This is a genomic window from Bradyrhizobium sp. AZCC 2289 (genome assembly GCF_036924615.1).
In the GTDB taxonomy this organism is placed as follows: Bacteria; Pseudomonadota; Alphaproteobacteria; order Rhizobiales; family Xanthobacteraceae; genus Bradyrhizobium.
Map to the genome: position 1 here is coordinate 2,078,667 of NZ_JAZHRY010000001.1, position 17,094 is coordinate 2,095,760.

The window sequence follows — 17,094 nt, forward strand, 5'->3', positions numbered from 1 at the left end:
CACCGAACCGGACGCTATGCCCGCCCGATCACCAGCTTGCGGGCAGGTGTTTGAGCCCGCGAAGCACAAAGGTCGGCCGCCACTCCGGGTTCTCCGCGTCATCGAGCCGCAGGTCCGGCAGCCGGCGCAGCAGGGTCGAAATCGCGATCTCCGCCTCGATCCGCGCCAGTTGGGCGCCGAGGCAGAAGTGGATGCCGCCGCCAAAGGACAGCGGTTTCACGTTGGGCCGCGTGATATCGAGCCGTTCCGGCCGGTCCGGATAGACGGCCGGATCATGGTTGGCCGACCCCAGCAGGCACAGCACGCTTTCGCCCTTCGGGATTTTCTTGCCGCCGAGCTCTTCGATGTCTTCCAGCGCAACCCGGCCGGTCAACTGCACCGAGGAATCGTAACGCAGGAACTCCTCGATGGCGTTGGTGATGAAATTGGGATTGGCCTTCAACAGCGCCAGCTGATCGGGATTGCGATGCAGCGCCAATAGCCCGTTGCCGATCAGATTGACTGTGGTCTCGTGGCCGGCGCCGAACAACAGAATGATATTGGCGGTCAGTTCCTCATTGGAGAGCTTGCTGCCGTCTTCCTCGGCCTGCACCAGCTGCGTGGTCAGATCGTCGCCCGGGCTCTTCCGCCGCAGTTCGAACAGCTGATGGAAATACATCTGGGCCATAGCGTTGTTGGCATTGCCCTGCGCAATTTCGGCCGGCGTCATTGGCACCGGATCGAGGATGCGCCCACCATCGCGCGAACCGGCATAAAACACCTCACGATGCTCCGGCGGGATTCCGAGCATGTCGCAGATAATCGTGACCGGCAGCCGGAACGCAAAGTCCTCGATCAGGTCCATCTTGCCCTGCGGGATGATGCGATCAAGCGTCTCGTCGACGATCTGCTGAATCCGCGGGCGCATGTCCTCGACCCGCCGCGCGGTGAAGGCTTTCACCACGAGGCCGCGCAGACGGGTGTGATCCGGCGGGTCCTGCTGCAGCATCCAATGGCTCATGCTGCGGAACACCGGCTCCTTCATGATGTCGGGGCCATAACGCCGGATGGTGCGCTCGACATAATCCTTGCCGAAGCGCTTGTCGCGCAGGACAAGGCTGGCCTCGGCATGACGGCTGGCGACGAAGGCGCCATGCGCCGTCAGGTGCATCGGATCGGTGGTGCGCAATCGCTCGTAATAGGGATAGGGGTTGCGAATGAACTCGGGCGCCAGCGGATTGAAAAGCGATTCGCCTGCTTCGGTCTGAACATGCTCGTTCATGGTGACCTCAATTCGTTGGAGCGCTGAAACGCCTGCGCATTCTAGCACATGGCGCATATTAACCGGGATCGAAACTCGATACACTATTGTATCGAGTTGCATTCTGCCCTAAAATGGCAGGATGTCAAGAGTTCGAACGCGACCGACCCGGGACGATACCTGCGAGAAGCTGTTCGAGGCGGCCGCGCGCGTGTTCGAGGACCAGGGCATCGGCGGCGCCAGCATCGAGGCCATCGCAGCAGCGGCCGGTTTTACCCGCGGGGCGTTCTATTCGAATTTCAAGAGCAAGGACGAGCTGATCATCGCCATGATCGAGGATCACGTCGAGCAATCGATCCGGCGCAATCTCGATCTGCTTGCCAGGCACAACAACCTCGCGGACTTCCTCGACGCGCTGAAGAGCATGGACCGCAGCCAGCAGGATCCGCTCGGCCGCTCTCCCCTGCTGCACATGGAGATGATCCTGTTCGTGGCGCGCGCCGAAAAGCGCAGGCCCGAACTCGCCAAGCGGCTCCGCGCCCGGCGCAAGCTGATCGCCGATATCGTCGAGACCACGTCGAAGAGCAGCGGCAGGAACGCCGTGCTGAACCCGACATGGACCGGCGCGATCCTGCTGGCCATGGAGGACGGTTTTCGTCTGCACCGCCTGATCGATCCGGAGACAACGCCACCTGACAGCTTCCTGCGCGCCATCAACGATCTGCGGAGAGCGATCGGAATCGCGTCGGCCTGACCAAGCGCTTCAGGCGCCGGCGTGCGCCTTGTGCAATTGCCCGGCGACCGCGCGAACCTTGCGCGGCGAGGCCTGCCAGATCGCCACTGCCGAGAGCAGGCTGACCACGATGCCGATCGCGAAGGCGATGCTGTAATTGCCATAGAGGTCGTGCAGGAATCCGGTCGCCCACGGACCCGCGGCGCCGCCCGCCAGCGCTGCCAGCATGATGGTGCCGAAAATGCCGCCGTAATGCTTGCCCTGGAATATTTCGAGCACCACCGCCCCCATCACCGAGGTCAGGCCATAGCCGAGCGCGCCCTGGGTGAAGACCATCAAATAAACCAGCGGCAGCACGGGCGCGTATTTCAGCGCGATCAATGCCGCAAAGCAGATCGCAAAGCCGGCGCAGCTGATCGCCCATATCCATTCCCGCCCGATCCGGTCGGAGAGATGGCCGAGCCAGATCTGGCCGGGAATCCCGAGCAGGCTGACCACGCCGAGCGCCCACACCCCGACATTGGGGCTGAACCCGATATCGAGCAGGAATTTGGTCTGGTGCACCTGCACCGCGTACCAGATGTACAGGCCGCAGAAATAGCCGAGCGCGATCCACCAGAACCGCGCGGTGCGCAGCGCGCGCCGCAGCGTCCAGTCGGTGCCGGCCCAGACCGGATCGACGATGTTCGAAACCGGTTTCACTGAGGTGGCCGACGGCGCGGCGTCGCCGTCCGGCAGCAGGCCGATATCCTCAGGCCGCTTGCGCAGCAAGAGGTTGATCGGCGCCAGCACCGCCAGGACCAGGATACCGATCGCGGTACAGGCGGTGCGCCATCCGGTTTGCTCGATCATCAGTTGCACCCATGGCAGCAGCGTCACCGAGCCGATCCCGACGCCGGCGAAAGCAAGGCCCATGGCGAGGCCGCGGCGGCGGATGAACCAGTTCGGCAGAAACAATGACTGACCGGAATAACCGAGGCAAACGCTGCCCGCGCCGACCATGACGCCGATGGTGAGATAAAGATGCCAGGGCAGCGTCGTCAGCGGCGCCAGCAACAATCCGCCGCCCATCAGCGCGACCCCGATCTCCATCACCGCGCGCGGGCCGTAGCGGTCCATCATCCGGCCGATCAACGGACTGACGACGCCGGAAACCACGAAGCCGAAGGAAAACGCGCCGGCCGTGACGCCGCGTTCCCAGCCGAACTCGCCGATGATCGGCGGAAAGAACAGCGAGAACGCGGTGCGCGCATTGACGCCGATCGCCATGGTCACGAACGTCACCGCGACGATGGTCCAGCCGTAGAAGAAGGGAAGCCGCATCTGGGGCCTTTTCGTGTCCATTGTCTCGATGTGTTGGTGATTCGGATATTTCTCGGCGATGCGTCGATCTGCAATCACCGTCGCATCCGCTGCTCAGGATCGCATGACGTTCTCTGGTACCGTACCGGGACGCGAGCTTGCTGCACAGCCCAATCCGGCATTTCCAAAATCAGCTGATCGCCTCGCAATTTCGGCCGTGCGCGCATGCCTTGGCAAGTTGCCGACGATTCGGAGTGCTTCTCGCGGGCCCTCTTGCGCGCGGTTCCATACCATCTAAAATGGAAAAGGCCGGGATCGCGAAGTTGGATCAACATGAGCGATGATGCGGTGGACAAAGGCAATGAAGGCGCCCGGACCGAGCGATCCGATGTTCGGGGCGCTGGACTCGTGCGACAAGAGACCGTCGTGCTGCTGGTCGACCTCGTGGAGTCGGTGCGGCTCATGGGGGAGCAAGAAGCCTTCACTGTTCGCCGATGGGCAGATTTCATCCGTATCGTCACCACTGAAATACTGCCGCGCCATCGCGGCGTCATGGTGAAGAGCCTTGGCGACGGCCTGATGGCGCGTTTTGAGGTGGTGCCCGACGCCGTCGACGCCGCCGCAGAAATGCACCGGACACTTGCCGCGCAGAATGTCGACATCCCGGAGCATCGGCATTTTAACCTTCGCGCCGGAGTCAACGCCGCGATGGCGTGGAGCGACGGGATCGACATTTACGGGACAGGCATAAACCTGGCGGCACGGTTGGCAACGCTGGCCGGACCGGGCGAGACAATCGCCAGTGCGTCAGCCCATGAGCAACTGGCGGCGGCCTTGGCCAGCCTGGCGAATCCGGGCGAGACGATCGGCAGCGCCGCGGCGCGCGACGAACTGACGCATGGGGTGGATGCGTCCTGCGAAGACCTCGGCGAATGCATTCTCAAGCACTTTGACAAGCCGGTTCGAGCGTATCGGGTCGGGCCGGCAAGTCCTCACCCGAGCCTTACCGGAAGACGCGACTATGGGGCCGCCATGGAACCTACTATCGCCGTGATTCCGTTCAGCGCGAGAAACAACTCGCCTGAACACTTCGATATCGGCAACCTGATTGCGGACAGTGTGATCTGGCGGCTGTCGAAGGCGGCGAACCTTAAAGTGATTTCACGCCTCTCGACCAACGTGTTTCGGGGCCGCGCGAGCGATGTAGGGGAAGTGTCGGCCCATCTCGGCGCCACCTATATACTCAGCGGCGGATATGTCGTGGATAGGGGCAAGCTTCTGGTGACTGCGGAACTCTCCGCAGCGCGCACGAACCGGGTGGTCTGGACCGACCGACTCGGTGGGGAAATTGGCGATCTGCTGAAGCCCGAAAGTGAGCTGGCACATCGGATCGCCGCGGCGGTGCATCTCTCTGTAGTTGACGCCGAAGTCGAACATGTCATGACCCAGCCGTTGCCGAACCTGGAGAGTTACTCATTGCTGCTTGGCAGCATCAAGCTGATGCACCGCTCCAGCAAGCATGAATTCCTCCAGACGCGCAAGATCCTCGAGGAGCTCATCAACCGGCATAGCCGAATTGCAGCCCCGCGCGCGTGGCTTGCCAATTGGTACATCCTGCGAGTGACGCGCGGCTGGTCGGAGGACCGCAAGCGCGAAGCTGTCGAGGCGTTGAGCGCCACCCGCGCTGCGCTCGAACGCGACCCGTCGGACGCCCTTGCACTGGCGACCGAAGGGTTCGTCTATTGTCACCTGCTGAAAGACCTGGACACCGCCGGCAAGCGTTGCGACGCGGCCGTGAATGCCAACCCCAGCCATGCGCTCGGCTGGCTCTATCGGGGCACAGTCAGCGCGTTCAAGGGCGACGGGGACGCGGCGGTGGATGCGACGCGCCGCGCGATGGCACTCTCCCCGCTCGATCCGCAGCGCTATTATTTCGAGTCGCTTGGCGGGACAGCGGAGCTTTCCGCGCATCAATACGTGAATGCCGAAAGGCTTGCGCGCTCGTCGCTGGTGCTCAACCGCATGCATCCTTCCACGTGGCGGGTACTCACGATATCGCTCGTCTCTCAGGGGCGAACGGGTGAGGCGCGCGAAGCCCTGAACAAGCTGCGGGAGCTCGAGCCGGAATTGACGGTGGAAAAATACATTGCACGCATGCCGAATGGACAGCTCGAAACGGGCCAGCACTGGGCGCGCTGCCTGGCAATGGCAGGCTTGCCATCGGGAAACGACAACTCCAGCCGGCATTGATCGTGGAAAAATATCTCACTTGTGTGAAAAAATGCACATTTGAAATGAGCAGAACCGGGCAAATTGCAGCGCAATGACAGGAGTGCCGTCGGAAAGCTGACCTAACTACTCACAGGACTACTCACAGGGAGGCCAAAATGAGCCAACTGGGCGGAGCGGGAGGTGCGGGTGGTGCCGGGGGGGCTGGCGGAGCAGGTGGGGCTGGCGGAGCAGGTGGGGCCGGTGGTGCAGGTGGGGCCGGGGGGGCTGGCGGCGCCATACTCGGCACACTGGGCGATGTCTATGCCAATCCAATCATGGTGGACGCGCTTATCCTTGAGCGCGAAGGGATCACGGTCGTTCCCGAGACACCGCCCCATTACTACGAGCCGGCGTTGCCGGGTATCGATGACCCCGTGCAAATGGAACGGTGGGACGCCTGGGTTCGCGCCTACACGGCGGTCGGCGAGATGCTGCAAGGCATCACCCTTCAGGCGTCGGGCACCAACGCATTCAAGGTCCTATCGCCCACATATGTGATTGCGGAAATCCAACGTCCGGCACAAGCGACATTCGAGAAACAGATCCCGATAGTCCTCAACTGGGCCGAACTGCGTAACGAACGTGCAACGGAAATCCTGGCGCAGATCGATCCCCAATACGCTTTCTGGTCGTCGATCGTGTACCTGCACCCCGAGCGGACCAGACGCACCTTCGAACTCATCAACATCGCGCTGCAGTTCTGCGTGTACGTGGAAATGCGCTTCAAGCACGCGCTGGGGTGCTATCGTCCGGTCGAATACAACGCCCAGGTACAGCCGATGATCACGACACCGGGGCACGGAACCTTCCCGATGGGACACGCAACGCAGGCCTACGCGGTTGCGCACGTGCTGAAAGCGCTGCTGAACCTCGATCCCACTCCGACTGCACCTCCACCAAAGCACGCGACGGTGATCGAGCAACTCGAGCGTCAGGCGGCACGCATCGCGACCAACCGGGTCGTCGCGGGTGTCCACTTCCCGGTCGACAGCATTGCAGGACGCATGCTGGGCGTGGCTCTGGGCGAGTATTTTGTCGGGCGTTGTCTGGGGAGCACGGCATCGAAGAGCCGCACATTCAACGCCGGCTACGGCGACAACCACCCCCACAGGGATTTCAATCCGTTCAGCCCCGACCAGCAACTCTCCGCGGGCGACTTCTATTCCGAATCCGTGGGAGGGCCAATCACACAGTCCCTCCTGCTGCATCAATTATGGAACGCGGCCAAGGCGGAATGGTCGGGTAGATTCCTCTAGGCGAAGCCTCGTTCTGCAATCCGAAGTGGAGAACGTTCCATGGCTGAAGCGGAATTGCCGAGTTGTTTTGACCCGTACCTCCGGTACGCGATCGCTACGAACTTCAAGTATTTCGAACTTTTCGATGACAAGAATTTCAAGCTGTTCCTGCTCGTGGAGTTCAAGGACGCCAAGCAAGCAACAGAGTTCGCGAGAGAGATGGATGACGACAAACATGAACACAAACCAGGTATCGAGTTCGGTCCGGCCGATCCGAACTCCCGATATGCCACGATGCGGGCCTCCAAGGCGGCGGTCGGGCCGCCGACATTTGGCAGCTGGAACAACCATGTTTCCCGGGTCGAATTGTCACTCCCGGTAAAGCCGACCGCCGAAAAGTTGATCAGCAGGGCTATTCTGCGCGATCGTACGGCGAGCATTGACCCGCCCACAGACCTCTTGATCGGCGTGGTCGACGACGGCTGCCCGTTCGCCGCCGCCCATTTTGTTAAGTTTATCTCGGGCGCGGCGGCGGGCACGCGAGTGCGGGGCATCTGGGACCAGAACCTGGGCAGGACGCCGATCCCAGTCGACAGTAATTCCGAGTTCGGCGAGATCCTGCCAGACTTCCACTATGGCCTCGAGTTCCTGCGCGATTCACAGCCGCCGGGCACGGGTTCGCGAAAGATCGGGCTCAACGAGTGGATCAATTTGCATTCGACGAGCGCGGGCAGCGTCGACGAGGATGGCTGTTACGCCGAGGCCGGATTCAAGACCCTCATGCGCCAGCGGTCGCACGGCGCGCATGTGATGGACGCGATCGCAGGACGCGTCCCGATCTCGGCGCGCATCGGCCGCCGCGACCCACCAAGCTGGCAGCCAGGCGCCGATCCTGCCGCCGGCGCCGACGTGGTGTTCGTGCAATTCTCGGAGGACTGCATCCGTGACGCGACAGGCGTATGGCTCAAGGCGTATGTCGTGGACGCCATCTACTACATCCTGTCATTCGTCGATCCGAGCAAAACAAAGAACGTGGTGATCAACGTCAGCTATGGGCCGACGACCGGACCGCACGACGGCACGGCGGAACTGGAGAGCGCGCTGACGGACCTTGTCACGATGTTCGACGGCTCGGCGGGAAAGCTCAAGCTTGAGATCTGTCTGGCTGCCGGCAACGCCTATCTAAGCGAGGGCCATATCGCTTTCACAAGGAACACTATGACAGAGCCTGACCATGTCGAGTGGACGTGGCGTATTCCCCCCGACAATTCCGTACTCTGCTTTGCCGAGGTTTGGACGAAAAAGAACAATGCGAGCGGTGTTGTCGTCACGCTTAAATCGCCCAGCGGCCTCACTTCCACATCTACCACCGGTCCCATTCCACCACCCACCGGCATCCCCGTTCCGTCCTTCACCGGAGCGTACGCCCCGCTCCCATGGGGTAACAACACCGTGTGGCTGCTTGCCGTCGAGCCCACCATAGCGGCGGGCGGGTTCGTCCCCGAGCACGGGGATTGGACGATCCAGGTTGATGGCGTTGGCGTGAACGCCGAGGTCCATGCCTATGTGGCCCGCAGCGACCCGAACATGGACGTGCGCTCCGGCGCCAGGCGCTCCTATTTTGTCGACCCGGAGTGGGAACGAACCCGATCGGCCGCGGCCGGTTGCACGCGAAACGATGGAGAGTTCGACAAGGCCGGATCGCTCATCCGTCGCAATGGCACCCTTAACGGGATTGCCACCGCCAGCGTTCCTAGCGTGCACGTTGCCGGTGGCTACATCCTTTCGAACGGACGCAAGTCGTCTTATTCATCGGCCGGCCCCGCGCGCAGTGGTCCCCGCGCCGGTCCGGACTTCGTGCTGCCCTGCGACGAGTCCTACGCTCTCGGCGGCATACGTGCCGGAGCCAACAGGAGCGGCGGGGTATTTCGTCTGACAGGTACCAGTGTCGCGGCACCGCAACTGGCGCGACGCGTTGCCAATCCGCCGATCCCGCCAGCGCACGATGTACCGACCTCACCCCCGGAAATTGGCAAACGGGGTGGCGGCGATGTTGATCCGCCGTAACGCACGAGCGCGTTCCGGTAATCGTCAAGGCGCGCTTGCGCTCAGGGCGCGGCCGGCCGGCCATCCAATGCGTGGCTTTCGTGCCCGAAATAGGCATGCTCAAGCCGCTGCGGCAGATTGCTCTCGCTGGTCGGCGCCTGCAGCACAATATTGCCCTGCACCAGCGCGTAGACGCGGTCGGCGGCGGCGAGTGCTTTTTCCAGGAGCTGTTCGACCAGCAGCACCGCGGTGCCCTGCCGGCGCAACTGGCCGATGACGTTGAGCACGCGGTCGACCAGCACCGGCGACAGCCCGGCGGAGGGTTCGTCGAGCATCAACAGCCGCGGACGGCGCACCAGGCCCTGTGCCACCGTCAGCATCTGCTGTTGCCCGCCGCTCAGCGCGCCGCCGCGCTCGTAACGTTTCTCGGCGATTTCGGGAAAGAACGCCAAGGCTTCCTCGACCCGCGCCGCGCGCTCGCTGCGTGGCAAATCATAGCCGGCCAGCAACAGATTGTCGGTGACGGAAATCTGCGTGAACACGCGATGGCCCTCGATCACGTGCACGAGACCGGCGCGCGCCGCGTCGCGAGGCGTGGCGTTGGTCATGTCACGGCCGTCGAAGCGCACCTGACCCGAATTGACCGGCAGCAATCCCGACAGCGCGCGCAGCATGGTGGTCTTGCCGGCGCCGTTCGGGCCCAGCAGCGCCACCACCTCGCCGGCGGCGACATAGAAATCGATTCCGTGCAGCACGCGGATCTTGCCGTAGCCGGATTCCAGCGCGGTCACGGCGAGCAGAGGTTCAGCCGCCGAGGTAAGCACTGACGACCTCCTTGTGAACGCGAATCTCGGCCGGCGTTCCCGCCGCCAGCGTACGCCCGAGATTGAGCACGGTGACCTGGTGGCAGATGTCGAAGATCAGGTCGGCGTGGTGTTCCACCAGCAGCACGCCGGTGCCGCGCCCGCTGATCGCCTTGATCAACCCGGCCAGCCGCTCGATCTCGTCGCTGGAAAGACCGGCGGCGGGCTCATCGAGCAGCAGGAAATCCGGATCGAGCATCAGCGCACGCGCGATCTCGATGAAGCGCAGCTCGCTGTGCTGCAAGCGGTCGGCGCGGACCTCGGCCAGCGGCTCGAGTCCGACGACACCCAGCAGCGCCCGCGCCTTGGCAGCGAGCATGCGCTCGTCCTGCCGGTTTCGAGGCAGCGACAGCATCGCCTCGACAAAGGTCGCCCTGCCCTCGATGGTGCCGCCGATCATCACGTTCTGCAGCACCGACGCTTCGCCGATCACGCGCGGGGTCTGGAAGGTGCGCGCAATGCCGCGCGCGGCCCGCAGCGCCGGCATGCCCGGCGGCAGCGCTGCATCGCCCAGGGCCATGGTGCCGGCCTTGGCGGCGTAATAGCCCGAGATCACGTTGAGCGTGGTGGTCTTGCCGCTGCCATTGGGACCGATCAGGCCGTGGATCTGGCCGGGTGCGACATCGAGATCGAGGCCGTCGATGGCCCGCACATTGCCGAAGCTGAGCGAAATGTCGCGCAAGGCGAGCGCGCTGCCGCCCGCGCGCTGGCGCACGATATCGGCCAGCGCGGCGGGACGCGGCAGAATCGCGCGGTTGCTGGCGAGCGGGCGCCGGTTACGGAAATCGAGCAGTGCCGCGATGCCGCCCGGCATCACCAGCACGATTACCAGCAGCAACACCGCGTAGAGAAATGTCGACCACGCCGCCAGCGGTGCGGCGATCTCCGGCAGAATGGTCAGGATGATGGTGCCGAGCATCGGCCCCAGGATCGAGCCGCGGCCGCCGATCAGGATCGCGATGAAGAACAGCACCGACAGGTCGAAGGTGAAGGCGTCCGGCGTGATGTAGGTTTGCAGGCTCGCAAACAATCCGCCCGCGATCGCCGCCAGCGCGCCGGCGAACAGAAAGATCGCGATCAGCATTTTCGGTTTCGAAATGCCGGTGGCCTCCGCCGCCACTTCCGCATCGCGTACCGCGATCAAAGCGCGGCCGAACCGGCTGCGCGCGATGTTGGCGCTCATCCAGGTGGTGAACGCGGCAAAGCCGGTGCAGAGAAAGTAAAATCCCCACGCGGTATTGAACGGCGGGGGAAATTCCGGTCCTGATATACCGATGCCGCCGCCGGTGACGCTCTGCCAGGCCAATGCGATCTGGGTAACGATGGTGGCGAAGCCGAGCGTCGACATTGCGAAATAGAAGGTTCGCAAGCGCAGCGCCGGCAGACCGACGATGACGCCGAACACCGCGCCGACGATGGCCGCGACCGGCAACGCGGCAAAGACCGGTACCGGCGGCAGCACATTGCCGGCGACCAGCACGCTGGTGGTATAGGCGCCGAGCGTCAGCAGCGCGACATAGCCGATCGCCAGATGACCGGCGAAGCCGACGACCAGATTGAGGCCGGACACCAGCACCCAATAGATCGCCGCGCGGGTGCCGATCAGCGCCCAATAGTCGTTGCTGATGAAAGGCAGGATCACCGCCAGCGCCAGAATGCCGAGGAACGGCGCCAGCTGCGGCAATGCCGCGCGGATCGTCGCGGTCTCGTGACGGGCCGGGGTTGCGGTGACGGCCGTCATCACACCCTCCGCGCCGTCGACGCGCCGAACAGGCCTTGCGGCGCCGCCAGCAGAACCACGATGAACAGCGTGAACACGGCGACGGATGAGAAGATGCCGCCGACGAGGAAGTTCGCCGCCTGCTGAAACAGGCCGAGCGCCAGCCCGCCGACGACGGCGCCGCGGTTGTTGCCCAGTCCGCCAAGCGCCACCGGCACAAAACCGTAGAAATTCAAGAGCGCGCCATTGGCGAAGAACGCCAGCAGCAATTCGCCGCCGGAAAATCCGGCGATGCCGCCGACGACCCCGGCAAGCGCATAACTGGCGACGCGCAGATTACGCTCGGGCAGACCGAGCGCGCGCGCCGCGAAATTATCCTCCGCGATCGCCACGAAGGCGCGGCCGACGAGCGTGCCGCGATAGAGATATTCGAGGCCGAGAATCGTGATCGCGCAGGCCACCACCGGCAGCCAGAATTTTTCGTCAAAGACCCCGCTGCCGAGCCCGATCAGGCGCGGAAACGGCTGCGGCTCAGTGCCCCATTTGATCGCCGCGACCTGCTGGATCATCAGCGCCAGCGCCAATGTCGAGAGTACGTAGAGGTGCTGGTCGAGATTTTTGAGCACCGGCCGTACCGCGACGAATTCGGTGATGATGCCGATGGTCGCGCACCCCAGCAGCGTCAGGAAAAGACCTGGGATGATCGGCAGGCCGAGCTTCAGCGTGAACATCGAGCCGAACACGCCGCCGAGCATGGCGAGTTGGCCCGCGGTAAAGCTCATCACCCGCGAGGTCGAGAACATGGTGTTGTAGGTGACGCCGACGAGCGCGTAGATCGCGCCCGCCGCAAGACCCGATGCGAGGATGGAGGCGAGCATTGGCTGCGCCCTCTCCGGCCGCTTACGTGTATCCCGGCGCCAGTGCGAAGGTGCCGTTCCTGGCGGTGCTCGCCTGCGACATCACGATCTCGTCGGTCGGATAGCCGTTGTGCTGGGTCGGGTTGAAGGTGTAGTCGCCGAAATAGCCCGGGTATTTCGACAGCGAGTTCAGATACGCGATGATGCCGGGGCCCTCGGTCGATCCGCTGGTCTCGACCGCCTTGGCGAACAACTCGACGGCGTCGATGCCGCCCGCGATCCACCACAGCAGCGTGTCGTTCATCGCCACCTTCGCCTTGGTCAGACGATCGACCAGATCCTGGGTCTTGGCGGGCAGCTTGCCGGCGCCGTCATAGCTGACGCTCTTGTAGCCGATGGCGTAGACCTTTTCCCAATTGGCGGGCTTCTCGACCAGGCCCGCGATCTCGCCCGATGATAGCGAGGGATGGCCGACGAACGCGACATCCCAGTTCATCGCGGCGCGGGTATTGAACATGCGCGCTTCCATGCCGGTCGTGACGCTCCACACCACGATGACTTCGGCGCCGGCGTTTTTCGCTCGGAGCAAGTCGGGCGTCATGTCTGGCTGCGTTGCATCGATATTGGCCTGATAAACGATTTCGGCGCCATCCTTCTTGAACGCCGCCACCGACGCGCCGACGGCGGTCACGCCATAGCCCGTGGTGTCGCCGATTACGGCGATCTTCTTCAACTTGAGGATATTGAGGCAGTAGTTACGGACGGCGTCGTCCCATTGGCTGTTCGACGGCGCCATGCGGAAGGCGTTCGGGAATTTCGTGGTGTCGATCAGCGTTTCGACGACGCAAGGGTGGATGTTCGGTATCTTGGCGCGCGCCATGATCGGCGTGGTGGCCAGCGCCTCGCCCGAATTGAGCGGCCCCCAGATGCCGTGGACCTTGGCCTGGCTGATCAATTCCTGCGTGGCATTCACCGCCTTGGTCGGATCGCCCTGGGTGTCGCGCATGACGATCTCGAGCTTGCGGCCCTTGACGCCGCCTGCGGCATTGATCGCGTCGGCTGCAAAGTAGACGCCGCGGTTGAAACCGATGGTCGGCGCCGAACTCGGCCCGGTCATTGCGGCCAGGCAACCGATCTTGATCGGTTCCGTCTGGGCAATGGCGGGTTTTGGAAATGAAAATGTTGCAGCGCCGAGTGCGCCCGCGCTGCCCAATATGACGTCACGACGTGAAATGGCCATGTGATGCTCCCTTTGGTTTCCTTATTCGGCACCCATCGTTGGCTGCGGGCGTCCGTTTCGCTCGTGCTCCGCGGCTCACGGCCGCGGTTGAATTTCGCGCGTCAAATTTGAGCCTGACGCAGACAGCTTGTCCAGCGTTTATGACCGGATGACGCGACATTACCGCGATGCTTGCTACATGAGCCCGGTTCCTAGCGGCCGATCGAGGCCGCCACCTGAGACGCCAGATGCTCGGCCACCATGTGATAGCCCTCCGGCGTCAAATGCTGGCCGTCGGGCTGATGCGGCAAGCCCTTCAGCATGTTGTTGGCCATCATGATGACAGGAATGCCCCGGGCGCTCAGCCGGCTCTGAATCTCGGCCGTGCGATCCGCGCTGTGCTTGCGTCCATCGTTGCCGCCCGGCTGCAGGATAACGACGCTGGTGCCGTTCGGGACCACCCGGTCCAGACGTCCCAACATCCCTGCCGTGGTGTCGCCGTTGATGCCGGCGTTCACGACATGGACGTTCAACCCCTTCGCCCGCAAGATCGCTTCGAGCTGTGCGGGATAGGCCTGATTGCGCGCCACGCCCTTGCCGTAGGTATTGCTCGCACCGAGGGCCACGACCGTCGCGGCGCCGGCCGATGCAACGCCGAAATGTAAGCTGGCGAACAATGCGAGGCACACAAAAGTCCCAAGCCGAAGCACGCGCGATTTCATTGTTCTCTCCCCTGGAGTTGACCTGGAGTTGGGTGACCGCTCATGGACGGCGCGTCCAATGAACAGCGTTGACGGCACCAACGGGAACCTCGCCCTTGATAATCGTGCCGACCTGCCGAACCGTTTCCAGCGACTGGCTTTCGATTGCGGGCGGCGTCAGTCCGCCAATATGCGGGGTCGCGATGACGTTTGGAAGTCTTGCAAGCTCCGGCGTCGGCATCTGATCCAGCGCGCGGCCGACATCCATCGCAGCACCGGCGATGCGGTTCTCGCGCAATGCGGCGGCCAGCGCCGCCTCGTCGACCAGATTGCCGCGCGACAGATTGATGAAGAAGGCGTGGCGCTGCATCCGCGCCAGCGCCGCCGCGCCGATCAGATTCTCGGTTTGCTCGTTGGCGACGGCGAGGCAGACGACGTAGTCGGAACGTGCAAGCAGATCGTCGAGCGGCAGATGCTCGATGCTGGCGTCGTCCACGGCCGCAAAGGGATCGGCGACCAGCACCCGCATCCCCAGCGCCTTTGCAATCCCGGCAAGATAGCGGCCGATGCTGCCGTAACCGATGATGCCGAGGCGGCTGCCGGCGAGCTGCCGGCCCATGACGACTTCCGGCTTTCGGCCTGCGTGGTAGTCCGCAGTCGCCCGTGAAACGCCGCGCGACAGGTCGACCATGAAGCCGAGCGCGAGTTCCGTCACCGATTGAATGAAGCCCGGCCCGGCGCGCGTGACCAGCACGCCGGCCGCAGACGCCGCCGCGACGTCGATATTGCGAATATCGACCGCGCAGCGGACCATGGCGCGCAGCTTTGGAAGCTTTGCAAAGATGTCACCCTGCCCTTCCGTCAGGCGGTCGGCGACGATGATATCGACATCTTGCGCAGCGTCGATCAGGTGCGCGGCATCGAGCGCGTCGTCACCCTCGTGCAATTTGACGTCGGCCACCGCGCGCAAACCGCCGAGGCTGCGCTCGCCGTAATATTGGCGCCGCATCTGCGGGGTGTGGGCCAACAGCACTTTCAATACGGTATCTCCTAATAGCCGAGGGCGCGCGGCAATGCGGTCGAGAGCGCCGGCACGAAGGCGATCACCAGCAGGCACAGCAGCAGCAATCCCAGATAACCCATGATCGGCTTGATCGTTTGTTCGATCGGCACATTGCCGATCAGGCAGGCGCCGTAGAGCCCGAGGCCCAGCGGCGGCGCAAACAGGCCGAGCCCCATCGCGATCACCAGCACGACGCCGAAATGCAGGGGATCGATGCCCAGTTTGACCGCGACCGGCAGCAACAGCGGCCCGAAGATGATCAGCGCCGCGGCGCCTTCGAGCACCGAGCCCATCACGATCAGCACCGCGATCGACAGCAGCATGAACAGCCAGACGCCGTGCGTTCCCGATATCGACAGCGTCAACTCGCCCACCGCATGCGGCACCTGCTGCAGCGTCAGGATGAACGCCAGCGATTGCGCGGCGGCGACGATGAACAGCACCAGTCCCGAGCGCGTCGCCGACTGGATGAAGCTGTGGGTCGCGGTCTTGAAGCTGAGTTCGCGGAACACGATGCTGCCGATCACGATGGCATAGACCGCGGCGAAGGCGGAGATTTCAGTGGCGGTGGCAAAGCCGCTCTTGAAGCCGGCAAAGATCATGAAGATCAGGCCGAACGAGGCGATGGCGCCGCTCCACAGGTCGGACATCGGAATTTGCGGCTTGTCAGCCTCGGCCGGCGGCGCGCGCTTGCCAAAGATGATCGACACCGCGATCAGGGCCAGGGCCATCAGCCCGGCCGGCAGCAGCCCTGCCATGAACAATCCGCCGATCGACAGATTGGCGACGAAGCCGAGGATGATCAGGTTGATGCAGGGCGGAATGGTTTCGGCCATCACGGCAGACGCCGCCAGTAGCGCCACCGCGCCGCCGGGATTCTGCCGGGAGCGGCGCGCCGCCGGAATCAGCACCGAGCCGACGGCGGCGACATCGGCCATCTTCGATCCCGAGATGCCCGAGAACAGCACCATCGACGTCACCATGACGACGTTGAGGCCGCCGCGCATGCGGCCCACCGCACGCTGCAGCAGTTCGATCAGGCGAACCGACATGCCGTTGGCTTCCATGAGATAGCCGACGAGGATGAAGAAGGGGATCGCGAGCAGCACGAAATTGTCGATGCCGCGCGCCATCTGCTGCGCGAAGATGACGCCGGGCAGCGTGCCCTCGACCCAGATGAAGATCAGCGCCGCCAGCGCCAGCGCGAATCCGATCGGCAATCCGCCAAACAGCGTGATGAAGAAGCCGACCAGCATCAGCGTCCCTGATGACGGCACCGAATCCGGCGACAGGAAATCCCAGGCGAGATAAAGTCCGGCGATCAGCGCGGTTGCCAGCGCTCCCGCGACCATGTCGCGGAGGTGGCGGGCGCAAAAAGCCTCGGCCGCGAACACCGTCATGAACAGCGCGCCGACGCCCATTGGATAGAACGTCAGTTCCAGCGGCAGGCCGGAGCCGGAGGTTTGTCCGGTGGTCAGCCAGCCCATCTTGATGGCGTTGAACGCGACATAGAAGGCGATGACCGTGACCAGCAGCGCGCCGATGGCATCGACCAGGCGCCGGATGCCGGCGGGCAGCCGGTCGATGAAAAACGCCACGCCGAGATTTTCGCTGCGCGCCAGCGCGCTGGCGGCGCCGAAGAAGCTCGATCCGACCATAAGCCCGCGGGCGACGTCGTCGGCCCACTCGACCGGCGCATTGAACAGGAAGCGCAGCAGCACCGACACGCAGACGACCAGGAGATCGGCGGCGAGCAAAATCGCGGCGACCGCGTCGCTCACCGAGAGCAGCGTAGCCGAGATCCGGTGGCCGCCGCTTGGCGACGCCGCGGCGATTGACATGGC

At 63.7% G+C, this 17,094-nt stretch carries 13 protein-coding genes; 4 read left to right on the forward strand and 9 right to left on the reverse strand.

Annotation, left to right across the window (positions count from 1 at the left end; genetic code table 11):
* Positions 1-28 precede the first annotated feature (28 nt).
* Positions 29-1,261 carry a cytochrome P450 gene (locus V1289_RS10195; RefSeq protein WP_334396819.1) on the reverse strand — a complete coding sequence of 411 codons (1,233 nt, stop codon included), beginning with the start codon at positions 1,259-1,261 and terminating at the stop codon, positions 29-31.
* Positions 1,262-1,382: 121 nt separating this feature from the next.
* On the opposite strand from V1289_RS10195, the gene V1289_RS10200 reads away from it, so the two are divergent.
* Positions 1,383-1,994: a TetR/AcrR family transcriptional regulator gene (locus tag V1289_RS10200; protein WP_334396820.1), complete on the forward strand. Its 612-nt coding sequence runs from the start codon at positions 1,383-1,385 to the stop codon at positions 1,992-1,994.
* 9 nt (positions 1,995-2,003) lie between these two features.
* Here V1289_RS10200 and V1289_RS10205 read toward each other — a convergent pair whose 3' ends face one another.
* Positions 2,004-3,296, reverse strand: coding sequence for an MFS transporter (locus tag V1289_RS10205; protein WP_334396821.1), 1,293 nt, complete (start codon positions 3,294-3,296; stop codon positions 2,004-2,006).
* 312 nt (positions 3,297-3,608) lie between these two features.
* On the opposite strand from V1289_RS10205, the gene V1289_RS10210 reads away from it, so the two are divergent.
* From V1289_RS10210 to V1289_RS10220, 3 genes are all read left to right on the forward strand, one after another.
* Positions 3,609-5,525: an adenylate/guanylate cyclase domain-containing protein gene (locus V1289_RS10210; RefSeq protein ID WP_334396822.1), complete on the forward strand. Its 1,917-nt coding sequence runs from the start codon at positions 3,609-3,611 to the stop codon at positions 5,523-5,525.
* A gap of 137 nt (positions 5,526-5,662) precedes the next feature.
* Positions 5,663-6,802 (forward strand): phosphatase PAP2 family protein, encoded by a 1,140-nt coding sequence (locus V1289_RS10215; protein ID WP_334396823.1) that lies wholly within the window; start codon positions 5,663-5,665, stop codon positions 6,800-6,802.
* A 39-nt stretch (positions 6,803-6,841) separates the two neighbouring features.
* Positions 6,842-8,848, forward strand: a complete 2,007-nt coding sequence (locus V1289_RS10220; RefSeq protein ID WP_334396824.1) for a hypothetical protein — start codon at positions 6,842-6,844, stop codon at positions 8,846-8,848.
* A gap of 41 nt (positions 8,849-8,889) precedes the next feature.
* On the opposite strand, the gene V1289_RS10225 is transcribed toward V1289_RS10220, so the two are convergent.
* From V1289_RS10225 to V1289_RS10255, 7 genes are all read right to left on the reverse strand, one after another.
* Positions 8,890-9,651: an ABC transporter ATP-binding protein gene (locus tag V1289_RS10225; RefSeq protein ID WP_334396825.1), complete on the reverse strand. Its 762-nt coding sequence runs from the start codon at positions 9,649-9,651 to the stop codon at positions 8,890-8,892.
* Positions 9,632-11,431: a branched-chain amino acid ABC transporter ATP-binding protein/permease gene (locus V1289_RS10230; RefSeq protein WP_334396826.1), complete on the reverse strand. Its 1,800-nt coding sequence runs from the start codon at positions 11,429-11,431 to the stop codon at positions 9,632-9,634. Before V1289_RS10230 ends, V1289_RS10225 begins: the two co-directional genes overlap by 20 nt.
* Positions 11,431-12,288 carry a branched-chain amino acid ABC transporter permease gene (locus V1289_RS10235; RefSeq protein WP_334396827.1) on the reverse strand — a complete coding sequence of 286 codons (858 nt, stop codon included), beginning with the start codon at positions 12,286-12,288 and terminating at the stop codon, positions 11,431-11,433. The genes V1289_RS10230 and V1289_RS10235 overlap by 1 nt, the downstream gene beginning before the upstream one ends.
* A 22-nt stretch (positions 12,289-12,310) precedes the next feature.
* Positions 12,311-13,507, reverse strand: a complete 1,197-nt coding sequence (locus V1289_RS10240) for an ABC transporter substrate-binding protein (protein WP_334396828.1) — start codon at positions 13,505-13,507, stop codon at positions 12,311-12,313.
* A gap of 191 nt (positions 13,508-13,698) precedes the next feature.
* Positions 13,699-14,208 carry a GDSL-type esterase/lipase family protein gene (locus V1289_RS10245; RefSeq protein WP_334396829.1) on the reverse strand — a complete coding sequence of 170 codons (510 nt, stop codon included), beginning with the start codon at positions 14,206-14,208 and terminating at the stop codon, positions 13,699-13,701.
* A gap of 40 nt (positions 14,209-14,248) precedes the next feature.
* On the reverse strand, positions 14,249-15,226 hold the full coding sequence (locus tag V1289_RS10250; RefSeq protein WP_334396830.1) for an NAD(P)-dependent oxidoreductase: 978 nt from the start codon (positions 15,224-15,226) through the stop codon (positions 14,249-14,251).
* 11 nt (positions 15,227-15,237) lie between these two features.
* The gene (locus tag V1289_RS10255) at positions 15,238-17,091 is read right to left on the reverse strand and encodes a TRAP transporter large permease (protein ID WP_334396831.1); all 1,854 of its coding nucleotides are present in this window, start codon (positions 17,089-17,091) and stop codon (positions 15,238-15,240) included.
* Between the last annotated feature and the right edge of the window lie 3 nt (positions 17,092-17,094).